This window comes from Pantoea sp. Ap-870, from assembly GCF_011752515.1.
In the GTDB taxonomy this organism is placed as follows: domain Bacteria; phylum Pseudomonadota; class Gammaproteobacteria; order Enterobacterales; family Enterobacteriaceae; genus Pantoea; species Pantoea dispersa.
In genome coordinates, this window is record NZ_VWXG01000001.1 from 322,751 (window position 1) to 339,629 (window position 16,879).

General features: G+C 55.4%; 13 protein-coding genes and 7 tRNA genes. 4 read left to right on the top strand and 16 right to left on the bottom strand.

Annotated elements, in window-relative coordinates; all coding sequences use genetic code 11:
- Positions 1 to 108: 108 nt before the first annotated feature.
- The gene (miaB, locus tag F3J41_RS01585; RefSeq protein ID WP_021508568.1) at positions 109 to 1,533 is read right to left on the bottom strand and encodes a tRNA (N6-isopentenyl adenosine(37)-C2)-methylthiotransferase MiaB; all 1,425 of its coding nucleotides are present in this window, start codon (positions 1,531 to 1,533) and stop codon (positions 109 to 111) included.
- A gap of 469 nt (positions 1,534 to 2,002) precedes the next feature.
- On the opposite strand from miaB, the gene ubiF reads away from it, so the two are divergent.
- Positions 2,003 to 3,175: a 3-demethoxyubiquinol 3-hydroxylase gene (gene ubiF, locus F3J41_RS01590; RefSeq protein ID WP_166709769.1), complete on the top strand. Its 1,173-nt coding sequence runs from the start codon at positions 2,003 to 2,005 to the stop codon at positions 3,173 to 3,175.
- 106 nt (positions 3,176 to 3,281) lie between these two features.
- On the opposite strand, the gene F3J41_RS01595 is transcribed toward ubiF, so the two are convergent.
- From F3J41_RS01595 to nagB, 12 genes are all read right to left on the bottom strand, one after another.
- A tRNA-Gln gene (locus F3J41_RS01595) sits at positions 3,282 to 3,356 on the bottom strand.
- A 28-nt stretch (positions 3,357 to 3,384) separates the two neighbouring features.
- Positions 3,385 to 3,459, bottom strand: a tRNA-Gln gene (locus F3J41_RS01600).
- A 7-nt stretch (positions 3,460 to 3,466) separates the two neighbouring features.
- Positions 3,467 to 3,543 (bottom strand) — tRNA-Met (locus F3J41_RS01605).
- A 29-nt stretch (positions 3,544 to 3,572) separates the two neighbouring features.
- Positions 3,573 to 3,647: transfer RNA gene (locus F3J41_RS01610), tRNA-Gln, on the bottom strand.
- Between the two features lie 34 nt (positions 3,648 to 3,681).
- Positions 3,682 to 3,756: transfer RNA gene (locus F3J41_RS01615), tRNA-Gln, on the bottom strand.
- A 21-nt stretch (positions 3,757 to 3,777) separates the two neighbouring features.
- A tRNA-Leu gene (locus F3J41_RS01620) sits at positions 3,778 to 3,862 on the bottom strand.
- A gap of 7 nt (positions 3,863 to 3,869) precedes the next feature.
- Positions 3,870 to 3,946, bottom strand: a tRNA-Met gene (locus F3J41_RS01625).
- Between the two features lie 216 nt (positions 3,947 to 4,162).
- Positions 4,163 to 5,830 (bottom strand): asparagine synthase B, encoded by a 1,668-nt coding sequence (gene asnB / locus F3J41_RS01630; RefSeq protein ID WP_021508566.1) that lies wholly within the window; start codon positions 5,828 to 5,830, stop codon positions 4,163 to 4,165.
- Between the two features lie 339 nt (positions 5,831 to 6,169).
- The gene (locus tag F3J41_RS01635) at positions 6,170 to 6,922 is read right to left on the bottom strand and encodes an HAD-IIA family hydrolase (protein WP_021508565.1); all 753 of its coding nucleotides are present in this window, start codon (positions 6,920 to 6,922) and stop codon (positions 6,170 to 6,172) included.
- 42 nt (positions 6,923 to 6,964) lie between these two features.
- The gene (locus F3J41_RS01640) at positions 6,965 to 8,185 is read right to left on the bottom strand and encodes an N-acetylglucosamine repressor (RefSeq protein ID WP_058757890.1); all 1,221 of its coding nucleotides are present in this window, start codon (positions 8,183 to 8,185) and stop codon (positions 6,965 to 6,967) included.
- 7 nt (positions 8,186 to 8,192) lie between these two features.
- Positions 8,193 to 9,341: an N-acetylglucosamine-6-phosphate deacetylase gene (gene nagA, locus F3J41_RS01645; protein ID WP_166710246.1), complete on the bottom strand. Its 1,149-nt coding sequence runs from the start codon at positions 9,339 to 9,341 to the stop codon at positions 8,193 to 8,195.
- A 58-nt stretch (positions 9,342 to 9,399) separates the two neighbouring features.
- Complete coding sequence (nagB, locus tag F3J41_RS01650) at positions 9,400 to 10,200, bottom strand: glucosamine-6-phosphate deaminase (protein ID WP_031279884.1); 801 nt, start codon at positions 10,198 to 10,200, stop codon at positions 9,400 to 9,402.
- 343 nt (positions 10,201 to 10,543) lie between these two features.
- Between nagB and nagE the strand changes: the two genes are divergently transcribed.
- The 3 genes from nagE to F3J41_RS01665 all read left to right on the top strand — a co-directional run bounded on the left by nagE (position 10,544) and on the right by F3J41_RS01665 (position 15,028).
- Complete coding sequence (nagE, locus tag F3J41_RS01655; RefSeq protein ID WP_031279883.1) at positions 10,544 to 12,577, top strand: N-acetylglucosamine-specific PTS transporter subunit IIBC; 2,034 nt, start codon at positions 10,544 to 10,546, stop codon at positions 12,575 to 12,577.
- Positions 12,578 to 12,728: 151 nt separating this feature from the next.
- Positions 12,729 to 14,396 (top strand): glutamine--tRNA ligase, encoded by a 1,668-nt coding sequence (glnS, locus tag F3J41_RS01660; protein ID WP_058757889.1) that lies wholly within the window; start codon positions 12,729 to 12,731, stop codon positions 14,394 to 14,396.
- 236 nt (positions 14,397 to 14,632) lie between these two features.
- The gene (locus tag F3J41_RS01665) at positions 14,633 to 15,028 is read left to right on the top strand and encodes a hypothetical protein (protein ID WP_021508559.1); all 396 of its coding nucleotides are present in this window, start codon (positions 14,633 to 14,635) and stop codon (positions 15,026 to 15,028) included.
- A 61-nt stretch (positions 15,029 to 15,089) separates the two neighbouring features.
- On the opposite strand, the gene fur is transcribed toward F3J41_RS01665, so the two are convergent.
- From fur to ybfE, 3 genes are all read right to left on the bottom strand, one after another.
- The gene (gene fur / locus F3J41_RS01670) at positions 15,090 to 15,539 is read right to left on the bottom strand and encodes a ferric iron uptake transcriptional regulator (RefSeq protein WP_021508558.1); all 450 of its coding nucleotides are present in this window, start codon (positions 15,537 to 15,539) and stop codon (positions 15,090 to 15,092) included.
- A gap of 352 nt (positions 15,540 to 15,891) precedes the next feature.
- Complete coding sequence (gene fldA, locus F3J41_RS01675) at positions 15,892 to 16,422, bottom strand: flavodoxin FldA (RefSeq protein WP_021508557.1); 531 nt, start codon at positions 16,420 to 16,422, stop codon at positions 15,892 to 15,894.
- A 137-nt stretch (positions 16,423 to 16,559) separates the two neighbouring features.
- Positions 16,560 to 16,835 carry a LexA regulated protein gene (gene ybfE / locus F3J41_RS01680; RefSeq protein WP_010616122.1) on the bottom strand — a complete coding sequence of 92 codons (276 nt, stop codon included), beginning with the start codon at positions 16,833 to 16,835 and terminating at the stop codon, positions 16,560 to 16,562.
- Positions 16,836 to 16,879: the final 44 nt, after the last annotated feature.

Consider the following 16,879-nt stretch of genomic DNA (forward strand, 5'->3'; position numbering starts at 1 on the left):
CGGGCGCAAGCTTCAGGGGAGATATTTGGGCGGCAGCTGCGGAAAGCAAGGGCTGCGGGATGAAACAGGCGACAGCGCGTTGTGCGCTGTCGCTCAGTAATCGCGGTCTCAAGGTTGATACAGGCCCACGCCGATCTCATCCTCTTTACGCGTACGCGCAATCACCGATGCCGGACTCTCCGCGACGCGCAGGCCCATCTCCTCTTCGGTGCGAACCACGACGCCACGCAGCGAATTGGTATAAACATCGACGATTTCGACATCAACAAATTTACCGATCATGCGCACGTCGCCTTCAAAGTTGACCACGCGGTTGTTTTCGGTACGGCCGGTCAGCTCCATCACATTCTTACGTGAGGTGCCTTCCACCAGAATACGCTGAACGGTACCAAGCATGCGGCGGCTCCATGCCATCGCCTGCTGATTGATGCGATCCTGCAAAATGTACAAACGCTGCTTCTTCTCCTCTTCCGGCACGTCGTCCGGCAGATCGGCCGCTGGCGTACCCGGACGCGCCGAATAGATAAAGCTGAAGCTGGTGTCGAAATTAACTTCGCCGATCAGCTTCATGGTCTGCTCGAAATCCTGCTGGGTTTCGCCCGGGAAGCCAATGATGAAATCTGAACTGATCTGGATATCCGGGCGCGCGGCCACCAGCTTGCGGATAATCGCTTTGTACTCCAGCGCAGTGTGCGCTCGCTTCATCAGCGTCAGAATACGATCGGCACCGCTCTGCACTGGCAGGTGCAGGAAGCTCACCAGCTCCGGCGTATCACGATAAACGTCGATGATGTCGTCGGTGAACTCAATCGGATGGCTGGTGGTGAAACGAATCCGGTCAATTCCGTCAATCGCGGCCACCAGACGCAGCAGCTCGGCAAAGGTACAAATCTGGTCGTCAAAGGTCGCGCCGCGATAGGCGTTGACGTTCTGCCCCAGCAGATTCACTTCACGCACGCCCTGCGCCGCCAGCTGGGCAACTTCCAGCAGGATGTCATCGCAGGGACGGCTCACTTCCTCGCCGCGCGTATAAGGCACCACGCAGAAAGTGCAATATTTATTGCAGCCTTCCATGATCGAGACAAAAGCCGTCGGACCTTCAGCGCGTGGCTCCGGCAGGCGATCAAACTTTTCGATTTCCGGGAACGAGACGTCAACAATCGGGCTCTTGCTGCCGCGCACCTGATTAATCATCTCCGGCAGACGATGCAGTGTCTGCGGGCCAAAAACGATGTCCACGCACTGCGCGCGCTGGCGAATTTTATCGCCCTCCTGCGAAGCCACACAGCCGCCCACGCCAATAATCAGCTCAGGATTCTTCGCCTTCAGCTTCTTCCAGCGTCCCAGCAAGTGAAACACTTTTTCCTGCGCCTTCTCACGGATGGAGCAGGTATTCAGCAGCAGTACGTCTGCGTCTTCGGCTTCCTCCGTCAGGGTATAGCCGTGCGTGCTGTTCAGTAGGTCAGCCATCTTCGATGAATCATATTCGTTCATCTGACAGCCCCAGGTTTTGATATGCAGTTTTTTGGTCATTGAACTAGCCATTGATTCTGAGCAGAGAAGTGCAGGGCGCGTATTGTAATGCTTTGGCGCGGGTGTGACCAGCATGCCCGTCATACTTCGCACGCCAGGTGCGTTGGCTGCGCGCGGCTCCCCCGGTCACTTACTGATGTAAGCTCCCGGGGAGATCCTTGCTTGCCGCCTTCCTGGCGCACGAATTATTCAGGGCATGATGCCCGGTTATACTTCGCACGCCAGGCACGTTGGCTGCGCGCGGCTCCTCCGGTCACTTACTGATGTAAGCTCCCGGGATGATCCTTGCTTGCCGCCTTCCTGGCGCACGAATTATTCAGGGCATGATGCCCGGTTATACTTCGCGCGGCTGAGCCGTCTGAAGCACAAGGTTAGCAGGGCTTTTCTGCTGGTGCGGTAAATTTCCGGTACACTTTGCCACATAGAGTGCTGCCGCAAGGCGTCACGGCAATCAGAAGGATAAGAGTCAATGCAGGATTCACAGTTTGATGTGGTGGTAGTAGGCGGCGGCATGGTCGGTGCCGCACTGGCCTGTGGTCTGGCGCAGCAGCAGTTTCGCGTGGCGGTGATTGAGCGTGCCGAACCGGCCGCGTTTGACGCCAGCCTGGCGCCGGATATACGCATCTCCGCCATTGGTGCGTCATCGGTGGCGCTGCTGCGCCAGCTCAATGTCTGGCCGCGTGTCCAGGCGATGCGCAGCGCGCCCTACCGCAAGCTGGAAACCTGGGAGTGGCAAAGCGCGCACGTCACCTTTGACGCCGCTGCACTGGGCATTCCCGAGCTGGGCTATATGGTGGAAAACAGCGTGCTGCAGCGCGCGCTGTGGGAACAGATGCAGCAGGATGGCGTAACGTTGCTGTGCCCGGCCTCACTACAGGCGTTACAGGCGCACAGCGGCGGCTGGCAGCTGCAGCTGGATGACGGGAGCACGCTGGATAGCCAGCTGGTGGTGGGGGCCGATGGTGCTAATTCGCGCGTGCGCCGGCTGGCGGGTATCGGCGTGCGCGGCTGGAACTATGCGCAATCCTGCATGCTAATCAGCGTTGAGTGTGAACACGAGGCCGGCGATGCCACCTGGCAGCAATTTACGCCGGACGGACCGCGCGCGTTTCTGCCGCTGTTCGATCGCCACGCTTCGCTGGTTTGGTACGATGCGCCGGCGCGGATCCGTCAGCTGCAAAATCTGCCGCTCAGCCAGCTGGCCAAAGAGGTGCAGGCTAACTTCCCGGCGCGTGTCGGCCGCTTCGAGGTGAAGAACGCGGCGTCGTTCCCGCTGGTGCGCCGCCATGCCACGCGCTACGTGCTGCCGGGCCTGGCGCTGGTCGGTGATGCTGCACACACCATCAATCCGCTGGCCGGGCAGGGGGTTAATCTCGGCTACCGCGATGTGGATGCGCTGATTGATACGCTGGTGGACGCGCGCAGCCAGGCGCAGCGCTGGTCATCGCTGCCGGTTCTGCAGCGTTATCACCGTCAGCGCTACAAAGATAATTTGCTGATGCAGGGCGGTATGGATCTGTTCTACTTCGCCTTTAGCAACGCGCTGCCGCCGCTGCGTGTGGTGCGTAACCTTGGACTGATTGCGGCAGAGAATGCTGGCGTGCTCAAGCGTCAGGTGCTGCGTTACGCGCTGGGGTTGTAAACTCACCGGGCGCCGCAATCGTGGCGGCGCCATCTGTTGTATAAGGCGTGAAATTCAGGAACGACAAAAACAACAAAGCCCGCAAAAGCGGGCCTGTTGTGCAATTTGGCTGGGGTGCAGGGATTCGAACCCCGGAATGCCGGAATCAGAATCCGGTGCCTTACCGCTTGGCGACACCCCAATAGGTGTTTGGTCAAATTGTCTTTGTATGGCTGGGGTGCAGGGATTCGAACCCCGGAATGGTGGAATCAGAATCCACTGCCTTACCGCTTGGCGACACCCCAATTTGTTTGGTGGCTACGACGGGAATCGAACCTGTGACCCCATCATTATGAGTGATGTGCTCTAACCGACTGAGCTACGTAGCCAGATTGTACTGCTTTACTGCGCCCGATGATGGCTGGGATACCTGGATTCGAACCAGGGAATGCCGGTATCAAAAACCGGTGCCTTACCGCTTGGCGATATCCCATTCGTCGACTCGTATCCACGAGAGTGCATCGGATTGGCTGGGGTACCTGGATTCGAACCAGGGAATGCCGGTATCAAAAACCGGTGCCTTACCGCTTGGCGATACCCCATCCGGCTGCCGAAGACTGAAATGGTGCGGGAGGCGAGACTTGAACTCGCACACCTTGCGGCGCCAGAACCTAAATCTGGTGCGTCTACCAATTTCGCCACTCCCGCAAAAAGATGGTGGCTACGACGGGAATCGAACCTGTGACCCCATCATTATGAGTGATGTGCTCTAACCAACTGAGCTACGTAGCCATCTTTTTTCGCGTTACCTTCATCGGCGTTGCGGGGCGCATTATGCGTATTGAGCTTTGTAGCGTCAACAAATTTTTTGCCGTTTTTTGCCTTAACGCGCCTGTTTGTCTGGCTTGTAACCAGGCTGATGATTTATTCGGCAATTTTCGATCGTATCCGCGTCAGATGCAAGAAAAAGGGGCCACAATGGGCCCCTTATACGCATAAAGAAAATGCTTATTTGTACGCTGACTGATGCACGCCTACCGCACGTCCGGACGGATCGTCCATCGATTTAAACGCTTCATCCCACTCAATGGCTTTCGCCGACGAACAGGCCACGGATGGACCGCCCGGAACGCACTCTGCCGCGCTTGGCAGCGGGAACAGCTCCTCAAAGATTTCGCGGTACAGATACGCTTCTTTCGAGGTTGGCGTGTTGTGCGGGAAGCGGAAATGCGCGGTCGCCAGCTGCTGCTCGCTAATCTGCTTCGCCGCCACTTCTTTCAGCGTGTCAATCCAGCTGTAGCCTACGCCATCAGAGAACTGCTCTTTCTGACGCCACGCCACGCTCTCCGGCAGGTAAGAGGAGAAACATTCACGCAGAATGTGTTTTTCCATCTTACCGTTGCTGCCGCACATTTTGTCTTCCGGGTTGATGCGCATCGCCACATCAAGGAATTTCTTGTCGAGGAACGGCACACGCGCTTCCACGCCCCATGCCGACATCGCTTTGTTAGCGCGCGCGCAGTCAAACATGTGCAGCGCCAGCAGCTTACGCACGTTTTCTTCGTGGAACTCCTGGGCGTTCGGTGCTTTATGGAAGTAGAGGTAACCACCAAACACTTCATCCGCGCCTTCACCGGACAGCACCATTTTGATGCCCATCGCTTTGATTTTACGCGACATCAGATACATCGGTGTCGACGCGCGAATGGTGGTCACATCGTAGGTTTCGATGTGGTAAATCACATCGCGGATCGCATCCAGACCTTCCTGCACGGTGAAGTGAATTTCATGATGCACGGTACCGAGGTGATCGGCCACCGCCTGCGCCGCTTTCAGATCCGGCGATCCTTCCAGACCGACGGCAAACGAGTGCAGCTGCGGCCACCACGCATCGCTCTTGTCCTGATCTTCCACACGTTTGGCGGCAAAGCGCTTGGTCACCGCAGAGATGATGGAAGAGTCGAGGCCGCCGGACAGCAGTACGCCGTACGGTACGTCTGACATCAGGTGACTCTTCACTGACTCTTCCAGCGCGTGCTTCAGGCCAGCGGCATCGGTGGTGTTTTGCGCCACGGCGGCAAAATCCATCCAGTCACGCTGCCAGTAACGACGGATTTCGCCATCGGTGCTGGAGAGGTAGCTTCCCGGCGGGAATTCTTTGATGCTGCGGCACACCGGCACCAGCGCTTTCATTTCAGAAGCAACATACAGGTTGCCGTGCTCATCGTTGCCCATATAGAGCGGAATAATACCGATGTGATCGCGGCCAATCAGATACTGCTGTTTGACGCTGTCCCACAGAATGAAGGCGAACATGCCCTGCAGGTCGTCGAGGAAGTCGAGGCCTTTTTCCTGATACAGCGCGAGGATGACTTCGCAGTCTGAACCCGTCTGGAACGCGTAGCGATCGCTCAGTTCCGCGCGCAGCGCCTGGTGGTTATAAATTTCGCCGTTAACAGCCAGTACGTGGGTGTGATCCGCGTTATACAGCGGCTGGGCGCCGTTGTTCACGTCAACGATGGACAGGCGCTCGTGCACCAGAATGGCTTTCTCATCAGCGAAGACACCTGACCAGTCCGGGCCGCGGTGACGCATCAGACGGGAACATTCCAGCGCTTTCTTGCGCAGTTCAACAGGATCGGTCTTCAGATCCAGCACACCAAAAATCGAACACATAACTGACTCCTGATCTCACCCTGTGGCGATGTTATTGACTTGTTTGTCCGGCAGCCTGCGCTGCGTGATGTATAAGAAAATGCGCTAATTGATGGTGGTAACGCAAGCGAAATCACCAAATACTGATAAAAAGATTGTTGGTGTGAAGTAATGTTGAATTTTATTCAATAAAACAACTATTAAATTAGATGTCATCTAATGAATCATCAAAAGTGATGGTTTTGTGCGCAACCGATGAGGCCGCGTCAGCGGCTGAATCACAGCGGTGTGCCAGACAGATAAAAAAGCCCTGCACACCGTAACGGCGAGCAGGGCCATAAGCAGACAGCATGACGCTAATCAGAACAGGTCGATATCAGCCACGGAAGGGTAGATCCAGTCCGGACGGAACGGCATGGCGTCGATATCGCTCAGCGTAGAGACGCCGGACAGCACCAGAATGGTTTCCAGACCGGCCTGGAAGCCAGCCAGAATATCGGTGCGCAGGTTATCGCCCACAATCACCGTCTCTTCTGAATGCGCATGCATTTTATTCAGTGCGGCGCGCATGATGTAAGGGCTGGGCTTACCGACATAAAACGGTTTGCGGCCGGAGATGGTTTCGATACCGGCACAGAGCGCGCCACAGGCCGGCACAAAGCCGCGTGCGTGGGTATCAGGATTGGTCGCGATAAAACGCGCACCGTTAGCCACAAAGAAGGCGGCTTTATGCATCATCTCCCAGTTAAACGATCGCGTCTCGCCGACGATCACGAAATCCGGGTTGACGTCAGTGATGGTAAATCCGGCTTTGTACAGTTCGTGAATCAGCGCGCCTTCGCCAATCACGTAGGCTTTTTTACCCTCCTGACGACGCAGGAAATCCGCGGTGGCCATGGCGGAGGTGTAAAACACCGAATCCGGGATGTCGACGCCAGCGTTGGCAAAACGGTTGGCCAGATCCTGCGCGGTTTGTGACGGATAGTTGGTCAGCACCACCAGCGGCATCTCTTTTTCCAGAATGCGCTGCAGGAATTCGTTTGCGCCTTTCACGGCGGTATTGTCGTGCATCAACACGCCGTCGATGTCACAGATTACGCTTTTGATGGTCATAGATGGCTTCCGGTCGGGCCTGCCAGACGGCAGGCTTCTCTATTATTCTTCCAGCAGGTGCTGCAGCAGAATGCCATTCAGCATAGCGCGTTTTGCCAGCGCGAAAGCGCCAATCGCCGAGCGATGGTCCAGCTCAGACCTTACCACCGGCAGATTTTTACGAAACGCATTCAGCGCCTGGGTATTGATGCAGCCCTCTATCGCCGGGAACAGCACTTTATCGGCATCAGTAATTTCGCCGGCCAGCACCACTTTTTGCGGGTTAAACAGGTTGATGGCGATGGCGATGGCTTTACCGAGATAGCGGCCAACGTATTCGATCACTTCGCAGGCCAGCGCGTCGCCCTGATTGGCGGCGCGGCAGATTTGCGGCATCTGGCAATCATCCAGCGTCAGGCTGCTGGGATAACCCTGGTTGAGCAGGTGGCGCACGCGGTTCTCAATCGCGCCGTTGGCGGCGATGGTTTCGAGGCAGCCAAAGTTGCCACAGTGGCAGCGTTCGCCGAGCGGATCGACCTGAATGTGGCCAATCTCACCTACGTTGCCATTGCTGCCGAGAAAAATGTGGCCGTTGGCGATGATGCCGGCACCGGTGCCGCGGTGTAAACGCACCAGAATGGAGTCAGCACAGTCGCGGCTTGCACCGAAATAGTGCTCAGCCAGTGCCAGGCTGCGGATATCGTGGCCGACAAAACTGGTGACGTTAAAGCGTTTTTTCAGGCTCGCCACCAGCGGCCAGTGGCTGACGGCGATATGCGGCATATAGCGAATGATGCCGTTAATCGGGTCGACCAGCCCCGGCAGGATCACCGCGATAGCGATCAGCTCATGAATTTTACGCTGGTGCGTGCTCATAAAGGCACTGATGGCGTTGAACAGCGCGTTCTCCAGCGTCTCCTGGGTGCGCTCCGGCAGCGGATAATCTTCCTGCGCCAGCGATTTTCCGCTGAGATCGAACAGCGTCAGCGTGGCATCGTTGCGCCCCAGGCGCACGCCGATGGTATGAAAATGGCGGGTTTCGGTGATGATGGAGATGGCGCGGCGCCCACCGGTGGAGGCCTGTTGCTCCACCTCTTTGATGAGGCCGCGTTCGATAAGCTGACGGGTAATTTTGGTGACGCTGGCGGGCGCAAGCTGGCTGAGTTCGGCAATCTGAATACGCGAAATCGGCCCCTGTTGATCAATCAGCCGGTAAACAGCTGCACTGTTAAGTTGTTTGACAAGATCGACATTTCCTATTTGAGTCTGGCCGCCAGTGGTCATTCAGTACTTACTCGCTGAGGACGTTGTCTCCGTTGACGAACGTCTTAGTGATTTGATAATCGCGGGTAAAGACAGTGAGGTTGGCGACTTTTCCTGCTTCCACCGTACCAAACTGCTTTTCCACACCCATTGCCCTTGCCGGATACAGGGTCGCCATGCGCAGCGCTTCGTCCAGCGCGATACCACAATGTTCCACGCTATTCTGCACCGCTTCAATCATCGTCAGCGCAGATCCGCTCAGGGTACCGTTCTCATCTACGCACAGGCCGTCGCGATAGTATATTGTTTTACCTGCAAAAATGAATTGATCAATCGACGCACCGGCTGGCGCGGTGGCATCGGTCACCAGCACCAGTTTGTCGCCTTTGATTCGTTTTGCATTGCGCACGTTAGCGTAATTGACATGTAAACCGTCTGCAATAATGCCGCAGTATACATCAGGCGAATCAAACAGCGCACCGATAAGACCTGGCTCACGACCGCTAAAGGCGCTCATGGCGTTATACAGGTGGGTGGCAAAGGTGACGCCCGCGCTGATGCCCGCTTTGGCTTCGGCATAGGTGGCATTGGAGTGACCAGACGACACAATAATCCCGGCGTCACGCAGCTGGCGAATCACGGCGCTGCCCGCATTTTCCGGTGCCAGCGTAACTTTGGTGATGACGTCAGCGTTGGCGCACAGGAAATCCACCAGCTCCGCATCCGGCAGACGAATCAGCTGCGGATTGTGGGTGCCTTTCTTCTCTTTATTCAGCCACGGACCTTCCAGATGCAGGCCCAGCGCCTGATTCTGATGCTTCGCCAGGTAAGCGCGCATGGTTTCAATCGCGCGCTTCATCAGTTCATCACTGCTGGTAATCAGCGTTGGTAAATAGCTGGTGCAGCCGGATTTTTCATTGGCACGCTGCATGATCGCCAGCGTTTCCACGCTCAGGGCATTGATGTCATCGTTGAACTGCACGCCGCCGCAGCCGTTGAGCTGCAGGTCGATAAATCCGGGAGCGATGAACGCACCAGCCACATCTTGTTGTGGAATCGCGGCGTCCAGCGCATCGCGCGGGCAGACACGCTCAATCAGGCCATTGGCAATCACCACGGCGTGATTGTCCAGAACTTCATGGCCGGTAAAAATCCGGCCGTTAACTAATGCGTACATCATCTCTTCTCCCGGCTGAACCTGCTGCGCTTAACAGCAGGCTTTCTACAACGTGTTGTTACACACCCTTCATATTTTCCGCTTCCATTTCGCGGAAATATTTCACGGTTTTCACTTTCAGTTCCATGGTGGCTGGCTCATCACACACCACCACCGCTTTCGGGTGCAGCTGCAGGCAGCTGATGGTCCACATGTGGTTGACGTTACCTTCTACCGCCGCCTGCAGCGCCTGGGCTTTGACGTGGCCGGTCACCAGAATCATCACTTCTTCCGCATCCAGCAGCGTGCCGACGCCCACGGTCAGGGCATATTTAGGCACCTGATCAACATCGCCGTCGAAGAAACGCGAGTTCGCCACACGGGTGTCGTGCGTCAGGGTTTTAATGCGGGTGCGGGAAGAGAGCGAAGAAGCCGGCTCGTTGAACGCAATGTGGCCATCGTTGCCGACGCCGCCCATAAACAGGTGGATTTTACCCAGTGCGCGGATCTTCTCTTCGTATTGGCGACATTCTGCGTCAATATCTTCGGCATTGCCATTCAGAAGATTGATATTTTCTGGTTGAATATCAACGTGATCGAAAAAGTTACGGTACATAAAGCTGTGATAGCTTTCCGGATGCTCTTTCGGCAGACCGACATACTCATCCATATTGAAGGTGATCACGTGTTTGAAACTAACCTGGCCCGCTTTATGCATCTCGATCAGGTGCTTGTAGGCTTCCAGCGGCGTACCGCCGGTTGGCAGTCCCAGCACAAAGGGACGGTCTGCGCTGGGTTTAAAGGCATTGATGCGATTAACGATATGGCGTGCAGCCCATTTACCCACCTGGGTCGGTGTGGCCAAAGGGATCAGTCTCATGTCTTCACCTCAGTTAAGATTGGAAAGTTAGGGTCGCGTTTACTGCTGCAGCTGGCTGCTTATAGGGTAACCCGTTTGCGCGCTCGCGGCGTTGGAAAAGTGCGACCTGATATTTTTCATCATAAAATAAGTTTGTGGTGGTGGCTAGCATTTCGCAGTGAAAAACGTCCATTTTGGTGATTAAAGTCACAGTTACACTGGTTTTAATTTGCGAGGCGAATTAATTTATCTTTACACTGCGCCTCGTGGTGAAGTGTGTCATCAAGGTACCGGGTGCCGGGATAATAAAATCAACCCGCATCACGGCAAAACGCCAGTCTCATAGGGGGAGAATAAGGTGAGTATTTTAGGATATCTGCAAAAGGTCGGCCGCGCGCTTATGGTGCCGGTAGCGACCCTGCCGGCAGCGGCAATCCTGATGGGGGTAGGTTACTGGATCGATCCGGACAGCTGGGGCGCAGGCAATGCGCTGGCAGCACTGCTGATCAAATCGGGTTCTGCCATCATCGACAACATGTCCGTGCTGTTCGCCATCGGTGTGGCTTACGGCATGTCAAAAGATAAAGACGGTGCAGCGGCATTAACCGGCTTTGTAGGTTTCCTCGTGGTTACTACCCTGTGTTCACCCGCCGCGGTGGCCATGATTCAGAAAATGCCGGTGGAGCAGGTTCCTGCCGCTTTCGGTAAAATCAATAACCAGTTTGTCGGCATTCTGGTGGGCATTCTCTCGGCGGAAGTGTACAACCGCTTCAGCCACGTTGAGCTGCCCAAGGCGCTGTCGTTCTTCAGCGGTCGCCGTCTGGTGCCGATCCTGGTCTCCTTCCTGATGATTGTGGTCGCCTTTATCCTGATGTATGTCTGGCCGATCATTTTCGGCGGTCTGGTGAGCTTTGGTGAGCACATCCAGAAACTGGGCTCGGTCGGCGCGGGCGTGTACGCCTTCTTTAACCGTCTGCTGATTCCGGTTGGCCTGCACCACGCGCTGAACTCGGTGTTCTGGTTCGACGTGGCGGGCATCAACGATATTCCTAAATTCCTGGGCGGCGCGCAGTCTATTGCCAATGGTACCGGCATCCCGGGTATCACCGGTCGCTATCAGGCGGGCTTCTTCCCGATCATGATGTTCGGTCTGCCGGGTGCGGCGCTGGCAATCTATCACTGCTCACGCCCGGAAAACCGCGCGAAAGTCGGTGGTATCATGCTGGCAGCGGCTTTTGCAGCCTTCTTCACCGGCATCACCGAGCCACTGGAATTCTCCTTCATGTTTGTGGCACCGGTGCTGTATGTCATCCACGCCGTGCTGACCGGTATTTCGGTCTTCATCGCTGCCAGCATGCACTGGATTGCCGGTTTCGGTTTCAGTGCCGGTCTGGTGGACATGGTGCTGTCGACGCGTAACCCGCTGGCGGTGCACTGGTGGATGCTGATCCCGCAGGGTCTGGTGTTCTTCGTTATCTACTACGTGGTGTTCCGCTTCACCATTCAGAAATTCAACCTGCTGACGCCGGGTCGCGAGCTGGCTGCCGGTGATGAGACAGACGGCTACGACGTCAACGTTGATCACAGCAGCAACGGTGAGAGCGAAACCGAATCACTGGCGCGTCGCTATATCGGTGCGATAGGCGGTTCTGACAACCTGACCAATATCGACGCCTGCATCACCCGTCTGCGTCTGAATGTGAAAGACTCGGCGCAGGTGAATGAGAGTGTGGCTAAACGCCTCGGTGCTTCTGGCGTGATCCGCCTTAACAAGCAGAGCGTGCAGATCATTGTTGGTACGCAGGCCGAAAGCATTGCGACCGCCATGAAAACCGTACTGAGCAAAGGTCCGGTAGCCGGCGCAGCGGCACCTGCTGCGGCAACCACCGCCGCGCCTGCGGCTGCTCAGCCCCAGGCGGTGCGCAACAGCGAGAAAAAGGTGATTGCAACGCTGCTGGCACCGGTCAGTGGCGAAGTGGTAGCGCTGGAAAACGTGCCGGATGAAGCTTTCGCCAGCAAAGCGGTAGGCGATGGCCTGGCGATCAAACCGAGCGATAAAACTGTCGTCGCGCCGGTGGCGGGCACTGTGGTGAAAATCTTCAACACCAACCATGCATTCTGCCTTGAAGCCGAAAATGGCGTCGAGATTGTCGTGCACATGGGTCTCGATACCGTCGCGCTGGAAGGTAAAGGGTTTACCCGTCTGGTGGAAGAGGGCGCAACCGTCACGGCGGGTCAGCCGATCCTCGAAATGGATCTGGACTTCCTCAACGCCAATGCGCGTTCGATGATCAGCCCGGTGGTGGTCAGCAACAGCGATGATTTTGCTGGTCTGAATCTGCTGGCAGGCGGTACCGTGGTGGCAGGCGTTACGCCGCTGTACGAAGTGAAAAATTAACACGTTTTGATCGTCACTGAAGGCAGGAAGCAATTCCTGCCTTTTTTGTTTTAAAACGACCAACAAACGGTTGTTTCCCTTCAGCGCTTTGTGGATCATACTCCGTTACTTCGTGGTACAAATCACCCGCTATTGTTTTGAGGATTTTGAGATGAGTGAGGCTGAAGCCCGCCCAACGAACTTTATTCGTCAGATCATCGACGAAGATTTGGCGAGCGGTAAGCACAACAGTGTGCATACCCGTTTCCCGCCTGAGCCCAATGGTTACCTGCATATTGGCCATGCAAAATCGATCTGCCTGAACTTTGGTATCGCACAAGATTATCAGGGGCAGTGCAACCTGCGTTTCGACGACACCAATCCGGTCAAAGAGGATATGGAGTTCGTTGAATCGATCAAGAATGATGTGCAATGGCTGGGCTTTGAGTGGAGCGGCAACATTCGTTACTCCTCTGACTACTTTGACCAACTGTTCAACTACGCGGTTGAGCTGATCAACAAAGGCCTGGCCTACGTTGATGAGCTGTCGCCAGAGCAGATCCGTGAATACCGCGGCACGCTAACCGCGCCGGGCAAAAACAGCCCGTATCGCGATCGCAGCGTGGAAGAGAACCTGGCGCTGTTCCAGAAGATGCGTGATGGCGGCTTCGAAGAGGGCAAAGCCTGCCTGCGTGCCAAAATCGACATGGCATCCAGCTTTATTGTGATGCGCGATCCGGTGCTGTACCGCATTAAATTTGCCGAACACCACCAGACTGGCAACAAGTGGTGCATCTATCCGATGTACGACTTTACCCACTGCATCTCCGATGCGCTGGAAGGCATCACCCATTCCCTGTGTACGCTGGAGTTCCAGGATAACCGTCGTCTCTACGACTGGGTGCTGGATAACATCACCATTCCGGTGCATCCGCGTCAGTACGAGTTCTCGCGCCTGAATCTGGAATATGCGGTGATGTCGAAGCGTAAGCTGACGCAGCTGGTGAGCGAGAAGATTGTTGAAGGCTGGGACGATCCGCGCATGCTGACCGTATCCGGTCTGCGCCGTCGTGGCTATAGCGCGGCGTCAATCCGCGAATTCTGCCGCCGTATCGGTGTGACTAAGCAGGACAACATTGTTGAGATGGCGTCGCTGGAGTCGTGCATTCGTGACGACCTCAACGAGAACGCGCCGCGCGCCATGGCGGTGCTGGATCCACTGAAAGTGGTAATCGAGAACCTGCCGGCCGGTCATGAAGAAATCATCAGCATGCCGAACCACCCGAACAAACCGGAGATGGGCACGCGTGAGGTGCCGTTCAGCCGTGAAGTGTGGATCGATCGCGCCGACTTCCGTGAAGAGGCCAACAAGCAATACAAACGTCTGGTGCTGGGTAAAGAAGTTCGTCTGCGCAACGCTTACGTCATTCGTGCCGAGCGCGTGGCGAAAGATGAAGCCGGCAACATCACCTGCATCTACGCTACCTGCGATGTCGACACCCTGAGCAAAGATCCGGCCGATGGCCGCAAGGTGAAAGGCGTTATTCATTGGGTGTCGGCGATTCACGCGCTGCCTGCCGAATTCCGCCTGTACGATCGTCTGTTCAGCGTGCCAAACCCGGGCGCGGCCGAGGATTTCCTCACCACCATTAACCCGAACTCGCTGGAAATCAAACAGGGCTTCGTTGAGCCGGGTCTGCGTGCCGCCAGCGCGCTGGCGCCGTATCAGTTTGAGCGCGAAGGTTACTTCTGCGCTGACAGCGTGTACTCGCAGCCGTCGAAACTGGTGTTCAACCGCACCGTGGGTCTGCGTGATACCTGGGCAAAAATCGGCGAATAATTTTACTGCTTGATAGCACGATATGATCAGCAAAGGGCGAGCAATCGCCCTTTTTTATTGCCCGTTATCTGCAAACGGGAATCGATTATGCTGAACCAGACAAAAAACAGTAATCACGCGGAATTACGACTAATCTGACTTTAATAAAATTAACTAATTTACCCGTGTGAAATCGTTATTTTCAGGTTGGCTATGCGCTCTTAAATGTTGCTGTGCGGGTTAGCGAAGGAAGAAAAATGACAAGTCTCGCTCTGGAAGCCAAACATAGCGTGGTGGTTTTACATCAGCTTATCGAACGTATTTTTAATCAGGCCGAAGGCAGCGATGACAGTATGGATCTGCTGCTGTCGCACTTTCATCCCGACTTCAAAATGGTGACGCCGCAAGGCAAACAGCTCGATCTCAATGACACTGAAACCCTGTTTCGCAAACTGCACGGGCAGCGGGAAGGGATGCGAATCGCCACCAGTGAGCATGCCATCATTTCCCAGCAGCAGCAGGAAGTGACCATTCAGTATCACGAACTGCAAATGCTCAACGGCAACAACCAGACCCGCATTTCGCTGGCGGTGCTGGACTGCAGCACGCCGGTTCCGCGCTGGCGCTATTTGCAGGAAACGCTGGTCGCCTGAACGCAGCCATAAAAAAACCGGTGCCTGGCACCGGTTTTTTTATACTGCATAGCATATTCAATTACTGATCGTGGAGCGTCTCGTCTTCGCGGCAGTCTCCCAGCGCACAGTGGCCGTACAGATACAGGCTGTGGTTGCTGAGTTTGATACCGTGGCGTGTCGCAATCTCACGCTGACGCGTTTCGATAGATTCATCGCTAAACTCGATCACTTTGCCGCAGTCGAGGCAAATCAGGTGATCGTGGTGATGCTGCTGGGTCAGTTCGAACACGGATTTCCCGCCTTCGAAGTTATGACGCGTCACGATGCCGGCGTCGTCAAACTGGTTCAGAACACGGTATACCGTCGCCAGACCAATCTCTTCGCCCATGTCGATCAGGCGTTTGTACAAATCTTCCGCACTGACATGATGGGACTCGGGTCCGGGTCCCTGAAGCACTTCCAGAATCTTCAGTCTGGGCAGCGTGACTTTCAGGCCAGCCTTTTTCAATGCGGAGTTGTTGTCAGTCATGCGGATATTGTCCTGTTACTTTGCTAGTCACTTACGGCGCAAAGGCCTTGAATGTGTGGTCAACGCGCATTCTCATTTGCGTCTCATTATAGAGCTCAGCCTGCGAAATGAAAACCGGCTGCGGCGGACAATTCCCCGGATGCTGTAAGGAGAAATGTCGTGAACCTCAGCGGGATCGTGCAGATCGATGTTCCTTTTCGCGCAGTCTCAGTCTGATGCCCGAGGAATAAGCAGATGACCGTTGCGGGTATTCTACAGAATTGAGGGAAAAAGTTAAAAAACCGTAGCTATTATTTTTATAGGTAATTCCATTGCCCGATGTGAGCCAGCGCCCACATCGGACAGGAAGGCATCAGGCTTCGATAATCGCCTGCAGCTGCAGCTCATCAAAGATCTGCTTAACCCATTTGTCGACGCGCTCGTTAGTCAGTTCAGGCTGACGATCTTCATCGATGGCGAGGCCGAGGAAGTGTTTGTCGTCTGCCAGACCTTTAGAGGCTTCGAAGTGGTAACCTTCGGTTGGCCAGTGGCCCACAATCACTGCGCCGTTTGGCTCAATGATGTCGCGAATGGTGCCCATCGCGTCACAGAAGTACTCGGCATAATCTTCCTGATCGCCGCAGCCAAACAGCGCTACCAGCTTACCGTTGAAATCAATCTCTTCCAGCGTCGGGAAGAAGTCATCCCAGTCGCACTGGGCTTCACCGTAGTACCAGGTCGGAATACCCAGCAGCAGAATATCGAATGCTTCGAGATCTTCTTTGGTGCTCTTAGCAATGTCATGCACTTCGGCGACATCTTTACCCAGTTGTTTCTGGATCATTTTTGCAATGTTTTCAGTGTTGCCGGTATCGCTGCCGAAGAAAATGCCTACGATTGCCATGGAGTGAGTAACCTCTTAAATCCTGATTGTGAAAGTAAGTCAGAAGACGACACAGTTATGCGAATGATAGCAGACCGGCGAAAAGCGCGGAATGTGTAAAGCGCTGAGTTTGTGTTCCAGCGTGCGGTCTGCGCACGTTACGCCAGTTTGAGCTGCGCCAGCAGCATTTGTTCAATCAGTTCACTGCGGCTGATGTTCTGCTGCTCGGCCAGCGTGTTAAGCGCGTCGACCGCTTCGCTGGACATTTTCAGCTCAACGCGGCGCAGGCCGCGCACCCGGTCGCGCTTCAGCTGGTTGCGCTTATTAATGCGCAGCTGCTCATCACGCGACAGCGGACTGGTTTTAGGGCGACCGGGACGCCGCTCGTCTGCGAAGAGATCGAGCGTGGTACGATCTGTCTGTTCTTTTGCCATGGTTTGTGAAACTGCGTGGGCGCGAACGGCGGAAAGGCGCTGCG

Bases quoted from the DNA above. Each gene is read 5' to 3' on its own strand.
- miaB (WP_021508568.1), bottom strand. From the start codon at position 1,533: ATGACCAAAAAACTGCATATCAAAACCTGGGGCTGTCAGATGAACGAA.
- ubiF (WP_166709769.1), top strand. From the start codon at position 2,003: ATGCAGGATTCACAGTTTGATGTGGTGGTAGTAGGCGGCGGCATGGTC.
- asnB (WP_021508566.1), bottom strand. From the start codon at position 5,830: ATGTGTTCGATTTTTGGTGTGCTGGATCTGAAGACCGATCCTGTTGAA.
- F3J41_RS01635 (WP_021508565.1), bottom strand. From the start codon at position 6,922: ATGACCATCAAAAGCGTAATCTGTGACATCGACGGCGTGTTGATGCAC.
- F3J41_RS01640 (WP_058757890.1), bottom strand. From the start codon at position 8,185: ATGACCACTGGCGGCCAGACTCAAATAGGAAATGTCGATCTTGTCAAA.
- nagA (WP_166710246.1), bottom strand. From the start codon at position 9,341: ATGTACGCATTAGTTAACGGCCGGATTTTTACCGGCCATGAAGTTCTG.
- nagB (WP_031279884.1), bottom strand. From the start codon at position 10,200: ATGAGACTGATCCCTTTGGCCACACCGACCCAGGTGGGTAAATGGGCT.
- glnS (WP_058757889.1), top strand. From the start codon at position 12,729: ATGAGTGAGGCTGAAGCCCGCCCAACGAACTTTATTCGTCAGATCATC.
- F3J41_RS01665 (WP_021508559.1), top strand. From the start codon at position 14,633: ATGACAAGTCTCGCTCTGGAAGCCAAACATAGCGTGGTGGTTTTACAT.
- fur (WP_021508558.1), bottom strand. From the start codon at position 15,539: ATGACTGACAACAACTCCGCATTGAAAAAGGCTGGCCTGAAAGTCACG.
- fldA (WP_021508557.1), bottom strand. From the start codon at position 16,422: ATGGCAATCGTAGGCATTTTCTTCGGCAGCGATACCGGCAACACTGAA.
- ybfE (WP_010616122.1), bottom strand. From the start codon at position 16,835: ATGGCAAAAGAACAGACAGATCGTACCACGCTCGATCTCTTCGCAGAC.